This is a genomic window from Streptomyces sp. NPDC006332, from assembly GCF_040612855.1.
Taxonomy (GTDB): domain Bacteria; phylum Actinomycetota; class Actinomycetes; order Streptomycetales; family Streptomycetaceae; genus Streptomyces.
Window position 1 is genome coordinate 1 of the sequence record NZ_JBEXRA010000014.1, and the last position, 25,002, is coordinate 25,002.

At 68.1% G+C, this 25,002-nt stretch carries 17 protein-coding genes and 2 pseudogenes; 8 read left to right on the forward strand and 11 right to left on the reverse strand.

The annotated features are described in order from the left end of the window. Nucleotides 1-377 precede the first annotated feature (377 nt). Nucleotides 378-662 carry a transposase gene (locus ABZ027_RS15080; RefSeq protein WP_356768197.1) on the forward strand — a complete coding sequence of 95 codons (285 nt, stop codon included), beginning with the start codon at nt 378-380 and terminating at the stop codon, nt 660-662. A gap of 127 nt (nt 663-789) precedes the next feature. Here ABZ027_RS15080 and ABZ027_RS15085 read toward each other — a convergent pair whose 3' ends face one another. The 6 genes and pseudogenes from ABZ027_RS15085 to ABZ027_RS15110 form a co-directional block, all read right to left on the reverse strand. Then, nucleotides 790-1,284: an SMI1/KNR4 family protein gene (locus tag ABZ027_RS15085; RefSeq protein WP_356768199.1), complete on the reverse strand. Its 495-nt coding sequence runs from the start codon at nt 1,282-1,284 to the stop codon at nt 790-792. Then, a complete protein-coding gene (locus ABZ027_RS15090) occupies nt 1,281-1,673 on the reverse strand; it encodes an HNH/ENDO VII family nuclease (RefSeq protein ID WP_356768201.1) in 393 nt (130 codons plus the stop codon). The genes ABZ027_RS15085 and ABZ027_RS15090 overlap by 4 nt, the downstream gene beginning before the upstream one ends. A gap of 170 nt (nt 1,674-1,843) precedes the next feature. Then, nucleotides 1,844-2,065: pseudogene (locus ABZ027_RS15095) on the reverse strand (helix-turn-helix transcriptional regulator); the annotation flags it as partial. Between the two features lie 29 nt (nt 2,066-2,094). Beyond that, on the reverse strand, nt 2,095-2,433 hold the full coding sequence (locus ABZ027_RS15100; protein WP_103815984.1) for a helix-turn-helix transcriptional regulator: 339 nt from the start codon (nt 2,431-2,433) through the stop codon (nt 2,095-2,097). Beyond that, entirely contained in the window at nt 2,430-2,813 is a 384-nt protein-coding gene (locus ABZ027_RS15105; RefSeq protein WP_356768456.1) for a type II toxin-antitoxin system RelE/ParE family toxin, read from the reverse strand. Before ABZ027_RS15105 ends, ABZ027_RS15100 begins: the two co-directional genes overlap by 4 nt. A gap of 656 nt (nt 2,814-3,469) precedes the next feature. Beyond that, nucleotides 3,470-3,850, reverse strand: coding sequence for a winged helix-turn-helix domain-containing protein (locus ABZ027_RS15110; protein WP_356768203.1), 381 nt, complete (start codon nt 3,848-3,850; stop codon nt 3,470-3,472). A 371-nt stretch (nt 3,851-4,221) separates the two neighbouring features. Between ABZ027_RS15110 and ABZ027_RS15115 the strand changes: the two are divergent. The 3 genes and pseudogenes from ABZ027_RS15115 to ABZ027_RS15125 all read left to right on the forward strand — a co-directional run. Further along, nucleotides 4,222-5,735 (forward strand): annotated as a pseudogene (locus tag ABZ027_RS15115) (replication initiator); the annotation flags it as partial. A gap of 194 nt (nt 5,736-5,929) precedes the next feature. Then, nucleotides 5,930-6,118, forward strand: coding sequence for a helix-turn-helix domain-containing protein (locus tag ABZ027_RS15120; protein ID WP_356768205.1), 189 nt, complete (start codon nt 5,930-5,932; stop codon nt 6,116-6,118). Beyond that, complete coding sequence (locus ABZ027_RS15125) at nt 6,118-7,425, forward strand: tyrosine-type recombinase/integrase (RefSeq protein WP_356768206.1); 1,308 nt, start codon at nt 6,118-6,120, stop codon at nt 7,423-7,425. The genes ABZ027_RS15120 and ABZ027_RS15125 overlap by 1 nt, the downstream gene beginning before the upstream one ends. A gap of 93 nt (nt 7,426-7,518) precedes the next feature. Here the strand turns inward: ABZ027_RS15125 and ABZ027_RS15130 are convergent, their stop codons facing one another. Both ABZ027_RS15130 and ABZ027_RS15135 read right to left on the reverse strand, forming a co-directional pair. Continuing rightward, nucleotides 7,519-8,283 carry a barstar family protein gene (locus ABZ027_RS15130; RefSeq protein ID WP_356768208.1) on the reverse strand — a complete coding sequence of 255 codons (765 nt, stop codon included), beginning with the start codon at nt 8,281-8,283 and terminating at the stop codon, nt 7,519-7,521. A gap of 68 nt (nt 8,284-8,351) precedes the next feature. Then, nucleotides 8,352-15,389 (reverse strand): polymorphic toxin-type HINT domain-containing protein, encoded by a 7,038-nt coding sequence (locus tag ABZ027_RS15135; protein ID WP_356768458.1) that lies wholly within the window; start codon nt 15,387-15,389, stop codon nt 8,352-8,354. Between the two features lie 500 nt (nt 15,390-15,889). Between ABZ027_RS15135 and ABZ027_RS15140 the strand changes: the two genes are divergently transcribed. From ABZ027_RS15140 to ABZ027_RS15155, 4 genes are all read left to right on the forward strand, one after another. After that, nucleotides 15,890-19,351 carry a DNRLRE domain-containing protein gene (locus tag ABZ027_RS15140; protein WP_356768210.1) on the forward strand — a complete coding sequence of 1,154 codons (3,462 nt, stop codon included), beginning with the start codon at nt 15,890-15,892 and terminating at the stop codon, nt 19,349-19,351. A 183-nt stretch (nt 19,352-19,534) separates the two neighbouring features. Further along, nucleotides 19,535-19,945 carry a VOC family protein gene (locus ABZ027_RS15145; protein ID WP_356768212.1) on the forward strand — a complete coding sequence of 137 codons (411 nt, stop codon included), beginning with the start codon at nt 19,535-19,537 and terminating at the stop codon, nt 19,943-19,945. A 201-nt stretch (nt 19,946-20,146) separates the two neighbouring features. Next, on the forward strand, nt 20,147-20,896 hold the full coding sequence (locus tag ABZ027_RS15150; RefSeq protein WP_356768214.1) for a TetR family transcriptional regulator: 750 nt from the start codon (nt 20,147-20,149) through the stop codon (nt 20,894-20,896). 90 nt (nt 20,897-20,986) lie between these two features. Beyond that, complete coding sequence (locus ABZ027_RS15155) at nt 20,987-21,595, forward strand: Uma2 family endonuclease (protein ID WP_356768216.1); 609 nt, start codon at nt 20,987-20,989, stop codon at nt 21,593-21,595. Nucleotides 21,596-21,628: 33 nt separating this feature from the next. Here the strand turns inward: ABZ027_RS15155 and ABZ027_RS15160 are convergent, their stop codons facing one another. The 3 genes from ABZ027_RS15160 to ABZ027_RS15170 all read right to left on the reverse strand — a co-directional run bounded on the left by ABZ027_RS15160 (nt 21,629) and on the right by ABZ027_RS15170 (nt 24,942). Beyond that, nucleotides 21,629-23,185, reverse strand: coding sequence for an ABC transporter substrate-binding protein (locus ABZ027_RS15160; protein ID WP_356768218.1), 1,557 nt, complete (start codon nt 23,183-23,185; stop codon nt 21,629-21,631). A 202-nt stretch (nt 23,186-23,387) separates the two neighbouring features. Continuing rightward, entirely contained in the window at nt 23,388-24,662 is a 1,275-nt protein-coding gene (locus ABZ027_RS15165; protein WP_356768220.1) for a metallophosphoesterase, read from the reverse strand. A 40-nt stretch (nt 24,663-24,702) separates the two neighbouring features. Further along, on the reverse strand, nt 24,703-24,942 hold the full coding sequence (locus ABZ027_RS15170) for a hypothetical protein (RefSeq protein ID WP_356768222.1): 240 nt from the start codon (nt 24,940-24,942) through the stop codon (nt 24,703-24,705). Between the last annotated feature and the right edge of the window lie 60 nt (nt 24,943-25,002).

Consider the following 25,002-nt stretch of genomic DNA (forward strand, 5'->3'; position numbering starts at 1 on the left):
GGACACAAGACGTCGCGATGCCTCCCTCAACCCGAGCGAAACCATGCCTGACCAGCAGGAATCAAGGGATCACGTTCGGTTGAGATACGGCTTCTGAGGTTGAAAGGGTGCGGTGACAGCGGGCGTTGATGGTGCTACTTCCTCGTCATGAAGTATGCGAATGGCGGCGGTCTGACCGCCGCGGGGCGGGCGAAGCGTGAAGCAGTGCGTTTCAATGCCGCGGAGATGTTCGAGCAGGGGGTGCGGCCGCCGGAGGTGGCCCGCAGGTATGGGTGTCGCGAAAGTCGGCGTACGCCTGGCACGCCGCCGCCTGCGCGAAGGCCGCAGCGCGTCCCTGGCCTCCAAGGGGGCCGGGGGCTTTCCCTGCCGGCTGGGCGATGTCCACGCGCGGAGCGGTTGCCCTGCTGATCATGGTGTGGGACAACGCCGGCACCCACCACGCCAAGCCCTTGCGGGAGTTCTGCGACCGCAACAGCGACTGGCTGACCATCGTCAAGCTCCCGCCCTACGCACCCGACCTCAACCGCGTCGAAGGCGTATTAGCCGACCTGAAGAAGTCCCTGGCCAACCTCGCACCCGCACGATCGACGACCTCACCCCACTCGAGAAGATCCGCCTACGCGGCATCCAACGCCGACCCGAGATCCTCAACGGCTTCATAGCCGAGACCGGACTCGCGCTGAAGCCTCCGTAAGCCTCACCCCACCCTTTGAACCTCAGCGTCAAGAACGGCAGAAGCCTCGCCAGAAAACACTGACGAGGCTTCTCGCTTTTCTCTTGATTTCAGCTTCATCCAGAATCTCGCCAGCGCGTTACGGCTCGCTGACACAGGGCGAACGCGAAGGACCCGAAATCATCCCCGAGCCGCTCCATGCTCTCACGGTCGACAACTCCGGGGTTCCAGACGAGGACGGGATACTCACCTTCCTGATCCACTTGAGAGGAATCGAGGACGATCAGGCCACCCATTCCATCGAACATTACAACGATCAGATCGGATGGCATTCCGTATTGACTTCGAGCATCCTGAGTCTCCGTTACGGAACCCAACAGTTTCTGCCCCATCGCGGGCGTCTGATATACGCCGAGGAATTCCTCGCCAGCGATATCCCAGGTCCCGAACTCTTCGATCAAACGGCGGTACGAAGGAGGGAAAGCCACACCCAGATCACTCTCAGCGGCGGTCATCGTCCCTGCGTCACAGCCGTCGGCATGGTTCGCGATGTCGTCGTTCTCGCGAACCAGCTGGATCACTCGCTCACCCGCGTCGACAGCGCTCATCATCCACCAAATCCTGCCGCTCTGTCTTTCCAGTACTGGGATTTCCAGGCATTGAAGGCGTCGCGATCGATTCCGCTGGGGATCTTGGTGCCCGCCTTCCAATGCAGCTGATTATAGTTCCCGAAGTGCATGGAGTGCGTCACCTCGGCGATCGGCCCGTCCTGCGTCTGGAGCATGTGATGAAGGTTCAGCGGCTTGTTGTCCGGGCTCATCGGGGCCAGCCCCTGCTGCATTCTCTTGAGATTGCTTCGACCGTACTTGTCCGCAGGTGAGAAATAGTCCGGATTCACCAGATCATCCCGCTGATAAATACGCTGACCGTTGTAGTCGGTCTGCGACCAGAACTGGCAGTTTGAGTTATGAACCAGAACAGGCGTCTCGCCCGCCAGCACATAGTACGTGTGCAGGCCAGGCCGCTCCTACCTGCAAGTTTGCTGGTCAGCTGGCGATTTGACAGTCTCCGAATGTTCGTGCTTGTGCGCTGGAGTCTGCTGGTGTTGCCGTCACTACTGCCGTCAGTGGTCTACACCGCCTGGGGAATTCCAGGAATTCCGAATGCGTGTCAAGCGGCTTTGTCGTGCGGGGTGAGGCTGATGGTCAGGTCGGCGCCGAGAGCCTGCGCCAGGCGGCGCAGGAGGGGAAGCGTGGGCACGGTCCCGCCGCCTTCGAAGCGGGAGATCTGCGGCTGCTTCATCCCGCACCGCTCGGCCAGCTCGGCCTGGGACAGCCCGAGCTCGATGCGCCGGTCGTGGACGAGTTGCCCGAGCTCACGGGCGAGCGCGGAAGGCGGGTCCTGCATGGTTCCTCCCCGCCTCAGGCCGCTGGGGCGACGATGGTGACGGTGGGCTCGTCTCCGCCGGCGAGGTGCACGTCCACCGTGAGGTCCAGTGCGCGGGCCAGGCGCATGATGACCGCGATGGGCGGCAGCTCGGTGGCCGTCTCGATGCCTTCGATGTCATCGACGTCGACGTGCATGCGCTCGGCGAGGTCGGCCTCGCTCAGGCCCAGCTGCTTACGCCGGTCGTAGACGGCCTTGCCCAACGTCATGGCGAGGCCGGCCTCTTCGTAGACCCGGTCGTACTCGGGGTCGGCGTCCAGGTGTTCGCCCAGCAGCTGGCGGTGGCGACGGGTCCTCCATTCGCTGTGGTTCATCGGTTCTCCTTGAGGTCGCGGCTGTAGAGGTCGTGCTCGGCGGCGGCTTCATGCTCTGTCTCGCACAATCGCTGTGCGGCGTGGGCGCGGTCCACTTCGGCCTGCTCGCGCATCTTGGTCTTGCGGAACACGGTGAGCAGCACGACACGTCGGCCGGGCGCCAGCCAGTAGGTGATCCGCTGATGGGCATCGCCCAGGCGGAAGCGCAGCTCGCGGAGCTTGCCGCCCAGGTGGCGGGAGTGCGGTTCGTCGAGCGTGGTGGGCTGCTCGGCGAGCAGGTCGGCGACGCGTTCGGCCTGCTTGTAGTGATGGGCGGGAATGTTCTCCAGCCACAGCCGCACCTCCGGCTCGATCTCGATCGAGTACCGCCCGCTGTCCATAGCGCCGATGATATAAGGCACGGGGTGCGAGAGCGCGACTTCGTAGTTCAGGTCGTGTGCCGTCGCCGCGATCGCAGCCACTCCAGCGTCGCACCCCCCGTACTCCCCCCTTCGTCCTGACGCCACGGCGCCACCCGCAAACCGGCGGTAACCTGCCGAGGCGGTCGCAGGGTCGGCTTCTTTCGGCAGGATCGGGCCCGAGCGGGAGAGGCAGCGTACGGCCGGGCTGGTGCGTCGCCCAGTCTGGCGGCGCGGGGCCGGGGCGGGAGGGGGCGGCCCCCGACGGGTGGCGGGGAGCTTCGCTCCCCGCCGGAGGCGAAGCTGGCCACCGCCCTCGGTGAGACCGGCGACAAACATGAGGGACGGCCCCCTGGCCAGCCCCTGTGCGTACGATCCGGCCGTAGGGCGGTCGTAGGCGACAACTTGCTGTGCGATGCGCAGGGACTCCACGCCCACAACCTGCTCCCGGGAGCACCAGGTTGAGCCCCGCTCACGCCTGAGTCCGGCCGCCCGCTGGCACCCAGAACGGGCGTCGGCTGCTTGCCCGACGGCGGGGTTTGTCGGCGACGACGGCCAGCCCTGACGGGCGGGACCCGCCTTGAACCTCGCAGAGAAAATCTGAACGCACGTTCCTCGCGCCGCCCTGGGACGGTGATTCAGCGGCCTCGCTCGGTGCCACCCGATTCCAGGGCTTCGACGCGGGCACGGAGGTCGGCGAGCTGCTCGACGGCGTCGGCCAGCGCCTGCTCCAACGCCTCGACGTGGGCCGCCGTCCCACCTGCGGGTGCGGTCACCTCCGGGCGATCGAGGTCATCAGTATCGGCGCGGTGGTCGTGGTGGGCGACGAAGGCACCCTTACCGGGGCGGGAGACCGCCCAGCCGTCCTGCTTCAGCAGGGCCATGGCCTTCTGCACGGTCAGGCTGGAGGCCCCGAACTCCCGCATCAACGCGGTCTGCGTCGGCAGTGCGTCCCCCGGCTTCAGCCCGCCGGAGCGGATCTGCTCCCGCAGGGTCTCGGCGATGACCTCGAACGTCAACGGAACTCCACCGCCCGCAGGCCTGCGCCCGCGCCGCCCCGCAACCACCGGGTCACCCCTGCCTTTCCGCGCCCACTATCAGCCAATTCCGGTCTGACCAAACCGGGAGACCGGCCCCACACTACCCGCGCCATGCCACCCACAGAAAGGAATGAGGAGGGATGCACTTGAATGCGCCGGTGGGCCGATGTTAACGTCACGCACCCGCCGGTGATCACCACCGCGCCCACGCCGACCCACCCCAGCGGGTCCGGCGTCCGCGCCCATCTACGAGGCGCCCGTTCCCCTGTGAGCCGATCGCTTCGGCCTGCCCGCGCACCCCGCGCCGCCCCTCCTCACGTTCCGCCTTCCGCCGAAAGGCTCATCCGCTCATGTCCGCACAGCTCCAATTCCCTTGCTGCACAACCGCTCCCGCTCGCACGCGTCTGTCATCGGCGTTCACCACGCCGACCGGCCCGGCGAACGCCACCGACCCGGCGTCCGTTGGGCGGTCGGCGCTGGAGCGCCGGGCCAGGCTGACCGGGAGGCTGGCGAAGCTCGCCGCCACCGGCCACCTCGCACCGCTGGCACGCCAGATCGGCACCCTCGGCGGCTGCGCACTCCCGATCCGCCTCACCGGACAGCGCACCCGCATCGACACCGCCACAGGCCAGGTCCTCGACCACTTCGACTCCGGCCGACTCCCGGCGGGTGAGCTGCTGGTCCGCTGCGGCAACCGCCGCGCGACGCGTTGCCAGGCCTGCTCGACCGTCTACCGCTACGACACCTACCAACTCATCGCCGCCGGACTGCGCGGCGGCAAGACCGTCCCCACCAGCGTCGCCGCACACCCGCGCGTCTTCGCCACCCTTACCGCCCCCGGCTTCGGCCCCGTCCACAACCAGCCCGACACCGGCCACTGCCATTGCGGTGCCCGGCATGCCGACGGCGACCTGATCCTCGGCACCCCGCTCGACCCCAAGCGCTACGACTACGCGGGCGCGGTGCTGTGGAACGCGCATGCCACCGCCCTGTGGGCGCGCTTCACCACCCACCTGCGACGGGAGATCGCCAAAGCCGCCGGGCTCACCCAGCGCACCCTGCGGCACCACGCCACGCCAAGGTCGCCGAGTACCAAAAACGCGGCCAGGTCCACTTCCACGCCGTCATCCGCCTCGACGGACCCACCGGCCCCACAAGCGAACCGCCCGCCTGGGCCACCACCCAGCTCCTCGACCACGCCGTCCGCGCCGCCGCCGCACGCACCCGCGTCCACCACGAAGGCCAGCCGCGGCAGTCCGCCGAGAGCGCGCCCGGGTCCCGGGAGGCTCCTCGAGTCGGGCGGTTGGGGTTCCGGTTCGGGCGGCAGATCGACGTCCGGCCGGTACGCGGCACGGACTTCACCGGCGACGCACCGGTCACCGACCGGCACGTCGCCGCCTACATCGCCAAGTACGCCACCAAGGGCGCCGAGACCACCACTGGCACCCTCGACCGCCGCCTCCGCCTACTCGCCGAACTCGCCCAGTACGACATCACCGACCACGCCCGCCGCATGATCCACACGGCCTGGCACCTCGCCACCAGGCCCCAGCACGCCCACCTCCGCCTGCGGCAATGGGCCCACATGCTCGGCTTCCGAGGCCACTTCTCCACCCGCACCCGCCACTACTCCACCACCCTCGCCCACCTCCGCGCGGAGCGGACCGCCTGGCGCACCCGCCAACCTGACGCCGCTTCTCCGGCCCCCGTCGGCCCGCGCGCAGAGCAGACGGCCGTCGGCAGCAACGTGTCCACCGGCGGGCAGCCGGTCACTGACCGGCACGGTGACCGCGATGACCGCAGTGGTCTGATCGCCGGTCACTGTGCCGACACGGCCGGTCAGCGCGGCGGCGCGGACACGATCCTCGTCATCTCGCACTGGCAGTACGCCGGGACCGGCCTCCTGCCGGAACTCGCCCACCTCGCCGACCTCCTGGAAGCCAGGCGGCCTACCCGGGCCGACGGACGTCGACCGAATGGCCTCGGTCACTCCGGCGGTCACCGACCCGGTCACCCCGGTCGCCGGTCGACCGGCGGCGTCCAGGCGGGAGGTGCGGCGTGACCGCCGGCACCGAACTCCTCACCGTTCCCCAGGTCATGGAGCGCCTCCAACTCGGACGCACCGCCGTCTACGACCTGCTCCGCACCCGCCAGCTCGCCTCGATCACCCTCGGCCGCACCCGCCGCATACCCGCCCGCGTCCTCACCGACTTCATCCGAACCCGCCTCGAACAGGACGCCGCCTAATGACCACGCCCCGCGACACCCCCGCCTCCCGCCGCGTGCGCGCCAACGGCGACGGAACCGTCTATCAGCGCAAGGACGGCCGCTGGGAAGCCGCCGGATACGTCCTCGCCCCCGGCAACACCCGCAAGCGCGTCCGCGTCTACGGCACCACCCGCAAGGAAGCCCTGGCCAAGCTCACCGAGAAGATCGCCGCCAGCAACCGCGGCCTCCCCGTCCCGTCCGCGCTGGGCAGCGTGGCCGCGTACCTGACGTACTGGCTCGACGCTGCCGCCGTTCACCAGCTCCGCGAGACCACCCACACCCGCTACACCGCCGTCGCCCGGCTCTACCTCATCCCCGGCCTGGGACGGAAGAAGCTCGGCAAGCTCACCGCCAAGGACGTCCGCACCTGGCTCAACCAGCTCCGCACCACCTGCCAGTGCTGCACCCGCGGCCTCGACGCCGACCGCGATGAGCCCCTCTGCTGCGCCGCCGGAAAATGCTGCGCAAGGCGGCTCTCACCGCTGACCCTGGCCTACGTGCACTCCGTCCTCAAGTCCGCCCTGGAGCACGCGGTACGCGAGGAGGAAATCCCGCGCAACGTCGCCCGCAACGTCCGCATCGGGACACCCCGCCCCCGCCGCTTCGAACCCCTCACCACCGACGAAGCCCGCCAGCTCCTCACCGCCGCCCAGGGCCACCGGCTGCACGCCCTGTTCGAACTCGCCCTCCACACCGGACTCCGCAAGGGCGAACTCCTCGGCCTGCGCTGGGAAGACCTCGACCTCGTCGGCGGAACCGCAAGCATCCGACGCACCCTCCAGCGCACCAACTCCAGCGGCCTGACTGCCCTGCCGACCAAGACCAAGAGCTCAGAACGGCGCATCGCCCTGCCCACACCGTGCCAGCGCTCCCTCACACAGCACCGCGACCGACAACTCCAGGAATGCGAAGCGGCGGGGACGGGCTGGAAGGACAGCGGCTACGTCTTCACTCGCCCCGATGGTGCCCCGCTCGAAGGGTCCACCCTGACCCGGCACTTCAACACCCTTCTCCGCCGGGCCAAACTTCGCCGCATCCGGTTCCACGACCTCCGCCACTCGACCGCGACCCTCCTCCTGGAACAAGGAGTGGAACTCGTTGTGATCAAGGAGCTGCTGGGGCACGCCCACATCGGCGTCACCGCCACCGTCTACGCCCACGTCAGGCTCCGCCTCCAACGCGACGCCATCGACCTCCTCGGACACGCCCTCCGCAACCCCGCCGAGATCACCGGCAAGCCCGACGACGGCGACGAACCACCCCTCGTCGGAGCCGCCGTCCGCTGACGTTGCCGTCAACTACTGCCGTCACCCCGCCCAGACGCCCCGCCAGATGCCATCTGGCGGGGCGTCATATTTGCTCGCGCACGCGCCCCAAAGTCAGCAAGTGGCGAGATCTACGCGGAATTCTCGCATTAGTTTCATAATCGAATCCAAGAAGGCATGATCAAGGTATTCTTGAGACGTCTGAAAGTTCCGCCAAATAATCCTCGCCAGGGGCCCCTCGCCGAAACTCGAAGAAATACAGTCCGCGAGAGCGTCAAGATTCGATCCAAAGTACCCGCCCGGGCCATTGACCGCCTCGCCCAGTGCGCAGTAGAACCCCGACTTCGTGGAAATTTGCCCACCGTCCAAGTGGACAACGTCCTCCACTCCATAGCGAGCAGCCCTACGATTCGAAGCGAACCAGGAATTCTGAACAACGTGCAGCCATGCGGCCTGATGGTTCGCTGGCCACCGAATCCATTCACCCTTCTCCAGGGCAACCCCTGATGCCCAACGCGGCCAAATTCTCTCAGCTTCGGGATACTCGCAACGATTACCAAAGAACCGGAAAGCGACTCTTGGAATATTTCCGCCTGGCTCCCCTACGCCAGGGTCTCCGAGCACAGCCCGACCAATGAAGTACTCGCCAATCTTCTCCCGTTGACGATTCATGACCGCCATCACTGCATCTTCGACCCTCCGCCTACCCTGTTCGACCTCATGGGCCCTCAGGAAGGCCACTTCCGGCGACTCTGCTTCCGGGGCGACGAAAAACCCCTCCACTCCTTCAGCGGCAACAAGCACCCTCCCGGACTCTTCATCCGAAACCACGTACAGCGGAAAGCCCGCCTTGCCCACTACGGGCAGTTCGCCAGCCACGCCTAATCCCCAAACCGGAACTGGTGCAGCGACAATCAAGTCGCTGCACCAGTTAACCAATAGAGCTACTAATTCCACCCCGAGTCAGGGAAATGGGGTGCACTGAAGCGTTGAATCTTCGTGTAATGCGTGGACGTCCAGCCGTATACCTTGACGCCGTTCGGCAGCTCCTTTTCCAGGATTCTGTCAGTTTCAGGCCTGCCCGGCACGCGGTACTCCTTAGAACCTGCCCACCACGGGTGTTCACGTCCCCCGTACGTATCGTGCGAAGGAATCCGCCCTGCCCTCACGTCGTCGTAGGCCGAAGCGATCTTATTGTTCATCCCCCTGGGCAGGGGATCCGACAACCTCCCAGTGGGACAGCCGTTGCTGTTGTGAACAAGTACCGGAGTCTCGCCCGCCAGCACATAGTACGTGTGCAGATCGTCAACCGTCAGGTTGTAGGTCAGCGCTTGCTTGGTGAACGAGCGGTTGGCCGTGACGATGACGGTGTCGCCGTCGTCGGTGAGCAAGGTCATGCCCGGCTTGAGGTCGCCGGCTGTGATCCAGTCGTGTTCGGACGGGGACCAGAAGGGATGCTCGTGCGTTGCTGTGAGCTTCTCGATGCCGTCCTCTGTGGCGATGGACAGCTCGTTGAAGTACTTGTCTCCCTCGGTGCGGATGAGGCGGGTCACCTTGCGAGGGCCGGTTTCGCCGGTTTCCGGGTCGGTGGCCTGGACCATGTCGCCGACGGTGACGTCTTCGATGTCTCTCGTGCTGCCGTCCGCCATGAGGACGTCCGTGTCGGCCAGGAAGCACTTGCAGTCTTTCAGCTTGGGCTTGGCTGACCGGAAATTAGGCACGTACGGGATGAGCGAAGCCGCATCCAGGACAGCGTTCTGGTAGTCCCCGTTCTTGATGTCCTGGTATCCGTACGCCGCATCGGACGGGGCGCTGAAACCAGTAATCACCCCGGCGACTTCGAGCCAGTCCGTCCACGTCACCTTCTTGGGGCGAAGATAAATGACATGACCCCAGTTGACGCCGGCGGTGGTGTAGTACCGCTTGCCCTTCTTGTTCTCGGTGTACGTCTGCCACTTCCAGCCTGTCCCCTTATAGGTCCAGGATTCGTTGTAATTGACGCTCGCCCCGGACGCCGAGTCACTGGGAACGCAGGTTGAGGTGTTTCCACCGCAGATGCCGTCCGGTCGCAGACCGGTCGGATCGGAAAGCGATACGGGGCTGTTCTTGGAATAGGCGTACCCGTTCATCTGCAACGGATCAGCGATGTCGATGATCGGGTCCGCCGAAAGGAATCGACCCGAGTTCTGGTCGTATTCGCGGGCGCCTATGTGTGTCAGACCAGTGGCGGCGTCGTCGATGCCCACACCGAGGTAGCTGCGCTTGTTGGGCCAGGTGGTCGGCTTGGCGCCGCGGATATCGCCGTATGGCTTGAAGGAGCGGCGGGTGACGGTCTGGCCGCTTGCGACGTCCACCGAGGTGTTCGCGGTGCCGAGGTGATCGGCGATCAGGACGCTGAGCTTGTGTCCGGTCGTCGAACCGTTAGTTGCCGTGCGGACCACCGTCGGTGCGCTGGCCTGGGCGTAGGAGCGGGACGCCCGGGTGATCGTGCCTGTCGTGTTCGTCGTCAGTTCGGTCTCGCCCAGGTAGAGGGTCGAGCCCGTCGGCGAGTTCTCCAGCAGGCGGTTGCCGTCGGCGTCGTAGACGTACGTCGTCTTGTTGCCGTCGTCGGTGATGGACTCCAGCTTGTTGTCCGGGGACCAGACCAGGTTCTGGGTGGTGTCCGGGAGGTCGCGGGTCTCCGTGTTGCCCATCGCGTCGTACGTGTAGGTGCTGCCCTTGCCGGTCGCGCTGGACGCGATCGACGTCATCGTGTGCGGCTGGGTCGTGGACGACGGAGCCGTGCCATTGGGGGCGACCGTCTTGCCGTAGCCGTATGTGGAGGTGACGTTCTTCGTCGCGTCCGCCGGGTCCTGCTCGGTCGTCTTCGCCCGGTTGCCGAGCCAGTCGAAGGTGTACGACTGGCGGTAGGCCGTCGCTCCCGTGGCCACCGTGGCCGCGTCCGGGGCCGCCGCCGCGAGCGTGGAGGAGAGGGACGAGTCGGGGGCTGTCGCGTCGGCTTCCGCGTCCGGGGCGTCCGCCACCGGGCCCGAGGAGAAGGCGTACGTGGTGCGCGGGCCCCACGTCGTGCCGTTCGCCGACTTGCAGCCGGTGCCGTTGCCGGCCCGGACAATCTTCGACGTCCAGGCGTGCGCCAGTTCACCCATGACGTCGTACGTGAAGCACTGGGTGTCCCACGTCGAACCGCCTGAGTCGGTCAGCGCGCGGGCGTTGGAGGTGATCGTGCCGCTCGCGTCGTAGGAGTAGGAGCTGTCCGTGATGCGGTTCGGGCCCGCTGTCTCGCGGTCGGTGACCGTGCGCTGGAGGCTGCCCGTGTGCGGGTCGACGAAGTTCGTCGTCCAGACGCGGTAGGGCTGGGCGCCGGAGACGGTGCGCAGCGCCTCCCCGTAGGGGGAGTAAGTGGCGTCTGCCGTGTACCAGGTCAGGCCCGAGGTCGACTCCGTCAGGCCGTCGCCGTTGTAGCGGGTGACGACCTTCTCCTGAGCCAGGCCGCCCTTGGCCGGAAGGGTGACGGACTGGGGCTTGCCTGTGGGGGTGTAGGTGTACGAGTAGGCGTACGTACCGGACAGGCCCGTCGTCATCGCGTTCGCCGGGATGACCGTCTCGCTGCCGGTGATGTGGGAGTCCGTGTCGTAGCCGGTGACGCGGTTGACGTAGTCGCCGGTGTCCGTGTGGCGGATGGACTCCGACGGCTGGCCGATGCCGCCGGGTGCCTCGTCGTACTTGTACTCCTTGACCGGAGTCGCAGTCGCCGAGCCCTGCCGGACGTAGCGGGCGCGGCCGAGGATGTCGTACTCGGTGAAGGTCTCCTGCCCGCGTGCGTTCTTGACGCGGTTCGGGCGGTCGGCGGCGTCGTACCAGGTGTTCGTAGTGCCCGTGTCGGGGTCGGTGGCGGAGGTCACCCGGCCGCGGGCGTCGAAGGTGTAGGACCAGGCGTTGCCCGCCGGGTCCGTGACCTTGCTGCGGTTGCCCCGGGCGTCGTACTCGTACGTCGTCGTGCGTCCAGCAGTGGACGCGTCACCCTGGGTGAAGTGCTTGACGGAGGTGACCCGGCCGAGGGCGTCGACGTACGTCCTCGTCTTCGGGGCCGTCGAGCCCGGCGGGTTCACCGTCGTGCTGACCGCGTCGTAATAGTGGAACGTGGCGTACTTGTAGGCGCCGCCGTGGTAGACCGACGCCCGGTGTTCGCGTTCCAGGCCGTCGTAGCGGTACTGGGTCGAGCTGGGGATCAGGGACTCGGATCGCGGTGCGAAGAGCTCTGTGCTCGGCTCGTCCTTCGCCAGGTAGCCGCCGGTCTTCTCGACGACCAGGCCGTGGTCGTCGTAGTCGGTGTCCACGATGATCCTGCCGGGGCCGTGGGCCTCGGTCTGCGTCTGGACCTCACGCATCAGACCGTCGTAGAGGGTGACGCCGCGGGCGTAGGAGCCGTCGTCCTTGAGCGTGTCGACGGTCACCGCGGCCGGGCGGTTCTCGCTGGGGGTGGCGATGGCCGGCTGATAGTCGATGACCACGTTCGGCGACTTGCCGCCCGAGGAACGTGAGGGGGACCAGCCCTTCACCAGGCGGCCGAGCGCGTCGTACTCGGTACGTGTCACGCGGCCGTTGGCATCGGTGAGCACGAGCGGCAGACCGCGGCCCGGATCAAAGGTCGTGCTGACGCTCTGGCCCTTGGCGTTGATGACCTTCGTCTCGGTGACCGGGCCGCCGGTGTCCGGCGTGTACCGCGTCTCGCTGGTGCCGGCACCCGGTTTGGTGACCGTACGGACGCGGCCCAGGTCGTCATACGTCGTGCCGGTGACGACGGAGTACGCGGTGCCCGACCCGTCGACTTCGGCCACCGAGGTGACGTCGCCCTTCGTCGGCGTCGCGCCGAACGTCGACTTGTCGTAGGTGTACTGGGCCGCCGACTTGAGCCTGGTCGCCGGGTCGGCCGTGTCGTAACCGGCGCAGGATGTGGCGGTGGTGCGCTGCTCCTTGGGGAGGCCGATCAGCCATGCCGTCGTGTTGTGCAGGTACGACGTCTTGGTGCAGGTCTGGTCGGACAGGACCTCGGAGCTGCCGCTCGGTCGGACGACGGCCGACTCCACCTGGACCGGGAGGCCGTAGGTGTCATCGGGCGTGGTGAGGGTGCGGACAGCCCGCCAACTCTCGCCGACGTGCTGTATCTCGTCGGATCGCTTGATACCGGTGCGGTGGGCAAGCAGCGGGTCCGCGGTGGTCGCGTCCTCGTTCTCACGGGCGCGGGAGGCGGTCTGCTTGGACCAGGGATAGTTCAGAGAGCGCTTCTGGATCGTGCCGTCGGAGTCGACGTAGGTGATGGCCTCGGCTGTCATGCCGGCGTACTGGGGTGCATCGTCCGACAGGAGCGTGTACGTACCGGTGGAGTCCTTGACCTCGCCGCCGGTGCCAAGGAAATAGCGCGTCACGGACTGCGACTGGGACGGTGGGACCCCCACGTCGGAGGTGGACTTGCCGCCCTTTTTGACCGTGACCTGACGGTAGCCGCGCCAGTCGCTGTAGGTGCGCAGTGCGGGCCGGGTGAACTCGTCGTCGCTCTTCGCCCAGGCCGCGCCTGAGTAGGCGTACTTCGTGACGACCGGCTCGCCGTGCGACGTGACCTTGTCGGTCTCCGTGACCGAGTCGACGACGTACTTGTTGAACCACGCCTTCGCGGGCGTCTTCTCGTCGCCGTCCGGTGACCAGCGGACCGGGTAGCAGGTGCCGTTGCTCCTGCCCTTGTCCTCGGCCGGTTCGGAGGCGCAGCCACCGGTGTACTCCACCTCGATGTCGCCGCCGTACTCGGTGGAGACGACTCCGATGCGGGGACGGGTGAAGCCGGGGCGCTGGTCGGTCTTGCCTTTCAGTACGAGGTTGGGCAGCTGGCGGTCCAGGAGCCGGGTGTGCAGGGGTGACTCGGAGCCGACCGTGTAGTGCCCGAAGCTGATGCCGTCCTTGGACTGGACGGTGCCGGTCGTGTCGCCGGGGGCGTAGCCGGTACGGGTGATCGAGTTGAGCCACAGGCCGGGAGCGGTGTCGTACCAGTCCTCGGGGAAGGACTGCCGCAGCGTGTACTTGTCGACCGGTCCGAGGCCCGTCTGCCCCGCGCGGGCCGCCTTCGTGGTCACCGTGTCCAGGCGCAACTGCGTCCAGAACGACGGGAAGGGCGGGCAGAGCTTGGACGTCGACTTGCAGTTGAGGTTGCCGGGGGTGTCCCACCAGGGGCGGTACACGCCGGGATCGTCCGTCTTGGCGAAGTTGGCCGCCGTGCACGCCGTCTCCGACTTCAGGCACCGCTGCTTGACCCCGAAGTTCACGGTCGCGGACGGCTTGGTCAGGCTGTCCGGGCGCATGCCGTACTCGATGGAGGACGGGTAGGCGTAACGGTCGTACTTCTCGGGCGACTTGAACTTCTTGCGGACGGCGTAGTAGTTCGTCTCCTGGTTCCAGTTGACGATCATCGTGTTGCCGTGGATGTCGACGACCTTGTCCAGGCCCCAGCGCCAGGCCTGCTGCTTGCCCGCGCCGCATCGGGAGTCGGCGAAGGCGGTGGCGTGGCAGGGTTCGTCAGGGTGGTTGCCGAAGACGGGGATGGTGGAGACGGAGTTGGTGGTGGCGTGGCCACCGCCGACGCTGTTCTGTCCGTAGTAGTACTGGGTGCCGTCAGTGGTGGTGACGACCCAGTACTCGCCGTTGTTGTCGTCGTTGGTGCCGCCGACGCGATGTTCGACCCGAGTGCCGTCGTCCTGCTGAGGACGGTAGAGCTCCGTATCCTTCTCCGGGTCGCTGCCGGAGGCGGCGTCCCGGACCAGTTCGGTGGTCTTGCCGCCCAGCGACATCACCGCGTTGTACGACACCCAACACATGTCGGGCGTCTTGTCCTTCTTGGCCGTGTTGTTGGGCGTGCCGGCCTTGAGGGTCTTGCGATCGTCCTGGCAGGAGCGGTAGCGGCGCTCGATGGAGCCGGGATCGTAGGACCAGCCCTCGCCGATCCAGGAGGCCTGGGGCGAGGAGACCGCCGTACGGCCGTCCACGGTCTGCGAGTTGTAGTCGAAGGAGATCTTGGGAGCGGGGCCGGCGGGGGCGCTGGGCACGGTCAGTGGATACGACCAGGTGAACGCGCCCGACGATCCTCCTGCCTCCCACTTGCCGTCCGAGGCGAGGGGCGTCGCCTTGAAGGTGCCGCCGCCACCGTTGCCGGAGTCGACGGCGCCGACTACCGCCGTACTGCCGCCCGGGCCCGCGGCAGGAACCGCCGAGGCGGACTCGCGGTAAGCCGCTTGGACAGCGCCGGAGTTCCGAGAGGTCGAGGAGGTCGCCGAGGCAGGTGTCACGGTGCCCTCGGCCGCCGGGTCGACCGTCGCGGTGAGGGACGTCGACGCCGCGTCGTTCGTCGTCTCCAGTTCCTCGTACGTCTGGCAGGCCTCGTCGTCCGGCGTGGTCAGGTAGCAGTCGGGGAACTGCACGAAGCGCAGGCGGGATGCCCAGTCCGCGCCGTAGATGCTCCGGAACCTGGAGTAGTCCAGCTTGACCGAGACCGGTACCGCTCCGGTGGCGGGGGCTTCCACGACCATGACGGCACCGTCGACGCCCTGCCCCAGGGCGGAGGCGCGCTCGGGAATCGTGACGTTCCAGGTGCCCTTCGGCGCCGGCTGGTCCGTAGCCTGGCCGAGGCTGACGGGCAGGCTACCCGCCGGGCTCAGCGCTGCCTGCGCCAGGTCCGCGGCAGCAGGGCGGACCGAGGCCGTCGTCGTGGTCGAGCCGAAGACGACCGAGCCCGTTCCGGCGGGAGGGGTCGTCGTGTTGGCGGGCGCCGCGAGCAGGTCCTTGGGAACGTCGGCCCGCAGCGTCTCCAGGTCTGTACTGGAGTCCGTGCTCGGAACCGGTTTCTCCTGGTCGAGTTCCTCCAGGACGAGCGACTCCCGCCCGACCTCCTCCTTGGCGGGATCCGGAGGCAGCGCCAGCGCCTGCGCGGGCAGCAGCCCCATCAGCAGCGCGGCGGCGGTGACCGGCACGGCGGTGCGCGCCAGGCGGCGTCTGCGGGCATGCGGAAGTCGATCGAACACGACGGGGTCCCCCCGGACCACTTGAAGCGGGGCCGGTGACGGACCACGCGTGACGACTCATCAGGCAGCGTAGATTCTGTGATCACGCTGTGGAGGAATGCCAGAGGTGATGAGGTGATGTGATGATCGTCACTGCACGTAGCGGATCGTTACCCTACGAATGCAATCGAATGCACAATCGAAAGTAATGACGCGACAAACCGCCCCCAACTCCCTTTCAGGCAAGGCCATTTGCCACTTTTACCCGACCGCACACCCCTTCGACGCGTCCCCCTGTCCCCGCCTCCCTCCTGTACGGAGAGCGGGCCACAAATACTCACAGGGTGACGACAGTTCCCCCATGGGTCATCATCGGCTGGCCCGGCCGCACCCTGTCGTGCGCCGAGGCCGAGGGGGAACAAGGGGGAAGGGGAACACGTCCGATGACGCGCAACTGGCGCCGTACGACCGGAGGTCGAGCCGGCGCGGTGCTGCTCGCCGCCACGGTCGTCACAACCGGCGTCGTGTACGCCGGGATCCGGCTGGACGACAAGAACACACCCGACGGCGGTGGCCACGACCGGCCAGGGAAGACCGTCACCGAAGCCACCGCTCTCACCCGGGCGGTACGAACCGGAAAGAACGTCGAGGTGACGGCCGCGCGCAGCGCGCGCTCCACGACCTGGGCGCGCCCCGACGGCCTCATGACCAAGCGGCTGTACTCCTCGCCCATTCAGGCCAAGGTGGGCGGCGAGTGGAAGAAGATCGACCCGAGTCTGCGTCGCACCGAGGCCGGATGGGAACCGGCGGCCACCAACACGCGGATGGTGTTCTCGGCCGGTTCCGGCGGACGCGACGGACAGCGCTCCTCCCGTTCGGCCGTGCGGCGCGTGTCCCTGGTGAAGCAAGCCGCGGCGGAGGGCACCGAGACTCCCCTCGTCACGCTCTACGTCGGTGAGGCCGGCGAGTACCCGATACAGCTCACCTGGCCCGGCCCGGTGCCGACCCCGATCATCGACGGCAGCCGTGCGCTGTACCCGGAGATCTTCCCGGGAGGCGACCTCGTACTCACCGCCGACGACGACGGCTTCGGGCAACTCGTGGTTCTGAAGAACCGCCAGGCAGCCGCCGACCCCCACGTTCAGCAGCTCGTGTACGGGCTCCACTCCACCCGCCTCACCTTCCACCTCGATCCCCTGTCGGGGATCGTGAGCGCGACGAACGCCGACGACCAGGAGGTCGCGGTGTCCGCCACTCCGCTGATGTGGGACAACAGCGGGCAACCGGCCGTCACCGACGGCGGCGTGGGCGCCACGGCTCAACCGACCGCACCCGAGACCCCCGGCTCCCCGGACGCGGACGACCCGTCGCCGACCGACAGCGCCACTCCCACCGAGGACGCCGCCGAGTCCGACGAACAGAGCGACACCGACGTCGAGGTACTGCCGTCGGCGACCGACGGCCCCGAAGTGACCCCGGCCGAATCGCCGCTGCCGTCCGTGCCTGCCGAACCGACCCCGGCCCCCGCGCAGAGCGGCTCCGCCGCCACCTTGAGCCTGCCCTCACTGGACGGGCCCTCTCCCGACTCCCGCGGTCAAGTCGTCGAGACCGACCTGGCCACCGGAAAGTGGCTGCTCACTCCCGACCAGGACTTCCTCAGCGACCCGGCCACCACCTACCCGGTCTTCATCGACCCGTCGGTCAAGAAGCACATCCAGAACTGGACCACCGCCTACAACCGGCACCCCAACGCCACGTTCTACAACGGCAAGGGCTTCAACAAGGGTGGCACCCACGACGCCCGGGTCGGGTTCGAGTCCGACACCTGGGGCACGTCACGGTCGTACTTCAACATCTCCTTCGACAAGGATCTCAAGGGCACCAAGATCACCAGTGCCAGGCTGCGGATGCTGGAGACCTACTCGTGGTCGTGCCAGTCCCGCTCCATGAGCGTCCATCTCACCAGTGGGATCAACGCGCACACCAACTGGAAGAACGCGCCCAGGCTGCACGACGGCAACAAGCTGGCCACCAAGAGCTTCGCCCACGGCTACAAGTCCGGCTGCCGCGACGCCTTCGAGACCTTCGACGTGAAGAAGGGCGCCCAGAAAGCCGCAGACCGGGGCGAGGAAAGGATCACCTTCGGTCTGCGCGCCCGGGACGAGAACACCCAGTACGCGTGGAAGAAGTTCCAGGCCAACGGCGACTACGCGCCGGTGCTCGAACTCGTCTACAACCGCAAGCCGTCGATCGTGTCCAACTCCCTCGACCTTGGCCCGGACGGCAAGTGCACCACCACGAAGCCGTACGTACGCATGGGCTCCGGTGATCTGACCTTCACCGCCAAGGCCGGTGACAAGGACAAGAACCTCGACTACTTCGACTTCGACCTGTGGCAGACCGGCCAGTGGGACGCAACCGGTGACCTGCTGAAGTCGACCGGCAAGGTCTCCGCGGGTGGTGACACCGACTCCGCTCTGGCGACCACCGACAAGTTCTCCACGAGCAAGCTGAAGAGCGGCGCCACGTACTCCTGGCGGGTACGGGCGGTCGACGACGCCGGCACGACTTCCGGCTGGTACCCGAAGACGCCCTGCCGGTTCGTCCTGGACACCACCGCGCCCCGCCCGCCCAAGGTCAGTTCCACCGACTTCCCCAACGCCGACGGCAGCGAGAACGGCTTCGGCAACAAGGCCGAGGACGCCATCTGGTCCACGAAGAAGTTCGGCACCGCCGGTTCCTTCACCGTGCGTGCCGTGAACTCCGACGTCGTCCGCTACGAATACGGCTACAACTCGCCCACCTACACCGGCAGCCTCGGCCGCGCCAACGGCACCGCCACCAGCGTCAGCGCCGTCATCAACGATGCCAAGCCGCCCGCCGCCGGCCCCAACGTCCTCTACGTCCGGGCCGTCGACAGCTCCGACAACGTCTCCGAGCCGACCAAGTACTTCTTCTACGTCACCCCGCGCGATCAGGCCGACAAGGCGGGCGACTTCACGGGCGACCAGCTGCCCGACATGATGGTGGTCACCGCGGCCGGAAACCTCGCCCTCTATCCCTCGCAGGCCACGACGAACCTCGCCAAGGGCACCGGAGACCTGGACTACTCGATGCCGGGCGCCTACCAGGTCAACCGCAAGAAGGATCCCAACGGCGACAACCTGCCTCCCTACGACGCCGTGCCGAACGGCCACTTCAAGGGGGCGCTGATCACCCACAACGGCGACATCTATGGCGGCGACGGTCTCCAGGACCTCGTCGTCCGGGTCGGGGGCAAGCTCTGGGTGTATCCCGGTGACGGCTACGGGGCTGTCAACATCGACCGTCGTCAGGAGATCCTGCTTCCCGCGGGTGCCCCCAACCCCTCCGCGCTGACCCAGATCATGGCCGCGGGCGACATCACCGGTGACGGCCGTACGGACTTCCTGGCCACGCTCGGTGACGAGTTGTGGGCCCTCACCGGCTACCACGGGGCGACCATCGACCAGGCGATCCGGTTGTCAGACTCGGGCTGGACCGAGCGGGACCTGGTGACGGTCATGGACGTGAGCGGTGACTCCGTCGCCGACATCGTCTTCCGGTCGGACGCGTCAGGCCGGCTGATCCTGCGCAAGGGCATCGCCGCGAGCGGTGGCGGGACCGACCTGAACTCGCTGGCCTCCGCCGCGAACTCCGCGGGCGGCCTGGACACCGAGTACGGCGCTTCCGGCTGGTCCAGCGACAGCGTTCCGCTGCTCATGGGCACGCCCGACGCCAACGGCGACTCGGTCCCCGACATCTGGGCCGTACGGTCCGACGGCTCCGTGCGGTTCCATCCGGGCAGCAAGTCCACACTGTCGGGGTCCGGTACGGAGATCATCGGCAAGTCGGATTACTGGCCGACACGTATCGCCATCGGGTGAGGGGAAGGGGGCCCACGCAGGGCCCCCGCCGCTCACCCGCGCCGCAAGCGGCCGAGGGCCGTCGGACGACCACCGTTCCGACGGCCCTCGGCCGCGTCCGCCGCTGACCCCGACGGGTGACCTCGCCGCGCCCCACGGTCAGCCCTCTGCGCGCGGCCGGTGATCGCCACCTAATCTGACGACATGTCAGACGACGGATCGTACGAGCTGCTCGGGTTCGACAACCTCCTGCTCCCCGTCGGAGACCTCGCCGACGCCGTCCGCTTCTACGAGCGGGCCGGGTTCGTGGTGGGGTTCCGGTTCGACGAGGGCGGGATCGCGTTGCTGAAGGTCGGGGGTGAGACGCCCGGGATCCTGTTGCGCCAGGAAGAGGGACTCGGGCCGCGACCACCGGCCTGGCCCGCCGCACGCGTGTGGCTGGAGGTACCGGACGCCCGGGTGGCCGCGCGGGAGTTGGCCGGTGCCGGGATCGACCTGCTCGACGAGCCGTTCTCCGTGTCGACGGGGTGGACCGTCGAGATCGCCGACCCGTGGGGGAACGTCCTCGGCTTCACGGACTACAGCAAGCGACCGGCGCTCGCACGCAGGACGTGACGCACGCCCACTCCAGGCGACCCCCGTCAGGAGCAGGACGAACGTACGACGGCACCGACCCCGGGACCGGCACACCGGCATACGCCGTGCAGCCCCGGTGCCACGCCCCGCGCTCGGCCCCGGTCACAGCGCACCCCGCCAGGACCGGGCCCCACCGGCCCGCGACAGCGGGACCTGTCCCACTCGTTAGGCTCTCTTACCGTGCCTGCGAACCAAGACGGCCCCGACAAGGGCGGTACCCCGAGCAAGTCCGAGCAGACCCGCGCGTTGATCCTGGAGACCGCGATGCGGCTGTTCCAGGAGCGGGGCTACGACAAGACGACCATGCGGGCCATCGCCCAGGAGGCCGGGGTCTCCGTGGGCAACGCGTACTACTACTTCGCGGGCAAGGAGCACCTGATCCAGGGCTTCTACGACCGGATCGCGGCCGAGCAGCAGGCGGCGGTCCAGGAGGTCCTGGCCCGGGAGACCGGCCTGGAGGCCCGGCTCGCGGGTGTGCTGAAGGCGTGGCTGGACATCGCCACGCCGTACCACGAGTTCGCGGTGCAGTTCTTCAAGAACGCCGCCGATCCGGACAGTCCGCTCAGCCCCTTCTCCCCCGAGTCGGAACACGCTCGGGAGGCGGCGATCAGCGTCCATCGGCAGGTGCTGGCCGACGCCACGAAGACGAAGGTTCCGGAGGAACTGCGGGACGTGCTCCCCGAGTTGATGTGGCTCGCGCAGATGGGGCTGGTGCTGTACTGGATCTTCGACCGGACCGAGGGACGGGAGCGGAGCTACCGGCTCGCCGAGCGGGGGGCCCGGCTCACCGCCCGGGGTGTGTCGCTCGCCCGGTTCCGGGTGCTGCGGCCGCTCGTGCGGGAGGTGCACGAGCTGTTCACGGACTTCCTGCCGGGGATGACGAAGGCGATGCCGGATCCGGGGGCGGGCAAGGCTCGGCAGGCCGAGTGATCACTTTCGGGTGAGACCGTCCGAACGGGACGCCCGACATCCGTCCTGCCTCCGATGATGCTCTCGACACCAGACCACGGGAGGCACGTGATGTCCGCAGCATCCGTCGAGCGGCCCCATGGCGACCGTCCGCTGACGGCGGAAGCCAACCGGCTCATGGACCGCAATCCGGGCTACCGAGTCGAGATCATCGCAGGCCAGATCCTCGTGTCCCCGCCCCCGGACGCCGCGCACGCTCGCGCCCTGAGCAGGCTCATGCGCCCCTTCCTCGCCGCCGGTCTCGGTGATGGGGAAACGGAGGTGCTCCAGGGCGTGGGCCTCTGGCTCCCCGGCGGCGCCGAGGATTACGCCATCCCCGACCTCGTCGTCGTTGACGCCGACATCGAGGAACACCTGATCGAGAACAACTGCTACGACCCGGTGTCCTTTCGGCTGGTCCTCGAGGTCACCTCCAGCAACTGGAAGACCGACCTGCGCGCCAAGGTCAAGGCCTATGCCGGCGCCAAGATCCCGGTCTACGTGATCGTCGACCGTAAGCACCAGCGTCTCCACGTGCTCAGCGACCCCGCCGGTGACGACTACGAGAACCACCGCCCGTACTCCCCCGGCGAGGTCGTCACCCTGCCCGGTTCGATCGGCGGCGAGATCACCCTCGACGTCGACGCTGTCCTCAAGGCCGGTCAGCGGAGAGCTGGCTGACGGCGTCCACCTCCCCCGTACGGCGAGATCGCGTCAGATCCAGTCGAGGCGCCAGAGCCGGAAGACCCCGGTGCCGTCCGTCAGGTACTGCCCGCCGCCAACGGCCTCGGTGGTGACCACGTACTCCTTGGCCTGCCACAGCGGGATCACCGGCACGTCCTCCGCCACGGTCTGCTGCAGCTCGCGGAAGTCCTCGCTCGCCTCGCCGCGGTCCGCGTACCGTCGGCTGTCCCGAATCAGCTTGTCGACGGTCTTGCTGCGGTAACCGGTGTTCATCGAGCCGTCGGAGCCGACGAGCGGCGCACCGAAGGTGTCCGGGTCGGGATAGTCGGCCACCCAGCCGACCGCGTACGCGTCGAGCTTACCGCTCGCCCAGCGCTTCTGGAAGTCGGTCCACTCGTAGCCCCTGACGGTGACCTCGAACAGGCCGCTCGCCTGCAGCTCCCGCTTGATCTCCGCGGCCTCCTGGGCGGCGGCACCGCTGCCGGTGCCGTAGCCGTAGGTGAAGCGGACCGGCAGGGTCACCCCGGCCTGGGTGAGCAGTTTCCGGGCCTTCTTGGGGTCCTGCTTGGGATAGCGGTCGAAGAACGACGTGGTGTGGCCGGTGATGCCGGCCGGGATCAGCGAGTAGAGCGGGTCCACGGTGCCGTCGTACACGGTGGCCGCCAGCCGGTCGCGGTCGATCAGCCAGGCCATGGCCTGCCGGACGCGGGGGTCGTGCAGCGGTGAGCCGGAGCGGGTGTTGAGGTACAGGTTGCGGGTGTCGGAACTGTCGATCTCGGAGACGCGCTGGTCCGGGTCGCTGGCGTTCAGTCCGGCCAGGACCTTCGGCGGCAGCTGCCGGGTGGCGACATCGATCCGCTTCGTCTTCCAGGCGGCGTCGAGTTTCTCACCGTCGGCGTAGTAGCGCAGCTCCACGGGCCGGCCGGTGCTCTTGAGGGCGCCCTTGTAGTGGCCGTTGGGCGCGAGGACCGCCTTCTTGCCCTTCGTGTACGCGGTCAGCTCGTACGGTCCGGTGCCGTCGACGTCGGTGCCGGTGCGCAGGCTGTTGGCCGGGTACTTGGTCGGGTCGACGATCGAGCCGGCCCCGGTGGCGACCTTGAAGGGGAAGGTGGAGTCGGGCGAGGACAGCTGGAAGGTGACGGTTCGGCCCCTCGCGCTCACCGATTCGAGGGTGTCGAGGAGGGAGGCGGGGCCGACCGGCGAGTTGATCCTCTTGACCCGGTCGAAGGAGTACTTCACGTCCGCGGCGGTGACCTTGCGGCCGCCGGGGAAGGTGAGGCCCTCGCGCAGTTCGCAGCGGTAGGTACGCAGGCCGCTGCCGACGAAGGCACAGTGGTCGGCCGCGTCCGGGACGGGAGAGGCGCCGCCGGGCTCGAAGGTCAGCAGCGACTGGAAGACGTTGCTGAACAAGGCCCAGGAGCCGGCGTCGTAGGCACCGGCCGGGTCGAGCGACGTGACGGAGTCGCTGGTACCGACCAGGATGGTCCGGTTCTCGGCGGAGTCGTCCGGCAGCAACTGCCAGCCGCCCACTCCGACGGCGGCCAGCACGAGCAGCGTCGCCAGGATCCGTATGCGAACCGATCGCATCGGTGTGTCCTCCCAAGGCCCTTCGCGGGCCCCTCGGCGGACCACAGCGCATATGCCGCTCCCCCCGGCGGCGCAGGTCACCTAACCACAGGAGTTTCATCCGGGGGAAGGGGGTTTTGTTCGAGTTGAGAAAGAACTTACGCAAGCGGGTTTCGACCAGGTTTCACAGCGCTCCCACAGGCCGCCCGCCGGCCCCCCGCGCTCAGGCCTGCCGCGAGGCCAGTTCGATCACCGTGATGTCCGACTCCGCGCCGACCCGGGTCGGCGGACCCCACGCGCCGGCGCCGCGGCTGACGTACAGCTGCGTGTCGCCGTAGCGTTCCAGACCGGCGACGGTCGGGTTCGCGGCCGCCGCGATGAAGTTGCCGGGCCAGAGCTGGCCGCCGTGGGTGTGGCCGGAGAGCTGGAGGTCGACGCCGTGCTCGACGGCGTCGTGGATCTGGACCGGCTGGTGGGCGAGGAGCACACAGGCGCGTGCCGTGTCCCGGTCGCCGAGCGCCTTGGCGAAGTCGGGCCCCTGGCCCTCGCTCTCGCCCGCCACGTCGTTGACGCCCGCGAGGTCGAAGTGGGCCAGTTCGGTCCGGTCGTTCTCCAGCGGGCGCAGGCCCAGCCGGCGGACCTCCTCGACCCACTGCTCGGCGCCGGAGAAGTACTCGTGGTTGCCGGTGACGAAGTAGGAACCGTGGCGGGCCTTCAGCTGGGCCAGGGGCGCCGCGGCCGGGCCCAGGTTCTTCACGCTGCCGTCCACCAGGTCGCCGACGACCGCGATCAGGTCGGGCTGGGTGCCGTTGATCGTGTCGACGACCCGCTGGGCGAAGCCCCGGCCCAGGATCGGGCCCAGATGGATGTCGCTGACCACCGCGATCCGGTAACCGTGCGCCGCGCGCGGAAGCTTGGCCAGCGGCACGGTGACCCGCTTGACCGTGGGGCCGTTCAGGACGCCGTAGGTGCCGTAGCCGACGGTCCCCAGGGCGGCCGTGGCGGCGGCGCCGCCGACCACCCGGGAGACGAAGAGACGGCGGGAGGGGAGGGGCTCGGGGCCCTTCTCGTCGTCCTGCTCCGGCAGGGGCGCCGACCCCGCCGACCCCGCCGGGACCGGCTGCGGCTCCGGGACCCGGTCGGGCTCCGGCTGTCGTACGGCCGTCCCGGCGCCCGCCCGACGCTCCAGGAACCGTCGCAGCAGGGGCCGTACGACCTCACCCACCGCCACCGCGAGCAGCAGGTAGATCGACAGCGCCATCCACAGGAAGCCCGGCCAGGCCAGGGTGCGCTGGAGCCAGAAGGGTGCACCGGTGCGCTCGGCGACGAGGGCCGTGATCGCGAGCACCCAGCCGCCCGCGATCAACACCGCGCCCGCGCGGCGCACCGGGCCGGGGGCCCGGGTCGTGTCGCGGAACAGGCGTCTCCACAGGTACCAGTTGGCCGTCACCAGCACGGCGAGGACGACCAGGAAGAGCAGGACAAAAAGTATGACCACGGTCTTGTGTCCCCCGTAGTTGGGCGGTCGGGCCGGTCGGCTATGACGTACGGCGCAGTGCGCGGACTCCGCGCAACCCGATGCCGCCGACGACCGTCCCCAATACGAAGGAGACGACGGCCAGCGTCAGGTGCACCCAGAAGTACGCCGTGGGGTGGCCGTCGTCGAACGCGAGCCCGCTGCTGTCCTTGACCAGGTTTTTGACGAAAGTGACCCAGATGACCCAGCTCCACACCCCGAAGGCGAGCAGGAACCAGGAGACGGGGCGGCTGAGCTTCATGGGTCCAGTATCGCCGCCCGGTGTCCGGTTCCGTTCCCGGGGTGGGGAGGGTGGCGGGAC

Bases quoted from the DNA above. Each gene is read 5' to 3' on its own strand.
- ABZ027_RS15080 (WP_356768197.1), top strand. From the start codon at position 378: ATGTCCACGCGCGGAGCGGTTGCCCTGCTGATCATGGTGTGGGACAAC.
- ABZ027_RS15125 (WP_356768206.1), top strand. From the start codon at position 6,118: ATGACCACGCCCCGCGACACCCCCGCCTCCCGCCGCGTGCGCGCCAAC.
- ABZ027_RS15145 (WP_356768212.1), top strand. From the start codon at position 19,535: ATGTCAGACGACGGATCGTACGAGCTGCTCGGGTTCGACAACCTCCTG.
- ABZ027_RS15085 (WP_356768199.1), bottom strand. From the start codon at position 1,284: ATGATGAGCGCTGTCGACGCGGGTGAGCGAGTGATCCAGCTGGTTCGC.
- ABZ027_RS15160 (WP_356768218.1), bottom strand. From the start codon at position 23,185: ATGCGATCGGTTCGCATACGGATCCTGGCGACGCTGCTCGTGCTGGCC.
- ABZ027_RS15140 (WP_356768210.1), top strand. From the start codon at position 15,890: ATGACGCGCAACTGGCGCCGTACGACCGGAGGTCGAGCCGGCGCGGTG.
- ABZ027_RS15155 (WP_356768216.1), top strand. From the start codon at position 20,987: ATGTCCGCAGCATCCGTCGAGCGGCCCCATGGCGACCGTCCGCTGACG.
- ABZ027_RS15170 (WP_356768222.1), bottom strand. From the start codon at position 24,942: ATGAAGCTCAGCCGCCCCGTCTCCTGGTTCCTGCTCGCCTTCGGGGTG.
- ABZ027_RS15135 (WP_356768458.1), bottom strand. From the start codon at position 15,389: ATGGGGCTGCTGCCCGCGCAGGCGCTGGCGCTGCCTCCGGATCCCGCC.
- ABZ027_RS15105 (WP_356768456.1), bottom strand. From the start codon at position 2,813: ATGGACAGCGGGCGGTACTCGATCGAGATCGAGCCGGAGGTGCGGCTG.
- ABZ027_RS15100 (WP_103815984.1), bottom strand. From the start codon at position 2,433: ATGAACCACAGCGAATGGAGGACCCGTCGCCACCGCCAGCTGCTGGGC.